The organism is Halorubrum sp. SP9 (assembly GCF_005435015.1).
Classification (GTDB): Archaea; Halobacteriota; Halobacteria; order Halobacteriales; family Haloferacaceae; genus Halorubrum; species Halorubrum sodomense.
In genome coordinates this window covers 1-280 of record NZ_SGXU01000322.1, presented here as the reverse complement: position 1 = coordinate 280, position 280 = coordinate 1, and the positions used below count along the sequence as shown (strand labels likewise).

The following is a 280-nucleotide window of genomic DNA, read 5'->3' as shown; positions in this document are numbered from 1 at the left end:
CGGTACCGAAACGGCACGGGACTACTTAGAGTGGTTCGACGAGATGGGCATGGTTCACCGGCACACCGGTCGCCCGGTCCGCTATGAGCGCAACGACTCGTACTTCCAGTGGCGGCGCATCGACCAGATCCGAGAGGAATACTCTGAGCAAGAGATCGTTGACGCACTCGACGATACGATCACCCAGATCGAGGACTACAGAGCGCAATTCGATGTAACGCACCCGGACAAAGTGTCACTCGTCGACGCGACTCGGGAGCAGAATCTATCCACTGAGGCA

At 57.9% G+C, this 280-nt stretch carries 1 pseudogene; it reads left to right on the top strand.

Annotated elements, in window-relative coordinates:
* Window positions 1–280: pseudogene (locus EXE45_RS21555) on the top strand (hypothetical protein); the annotation flags it as partial.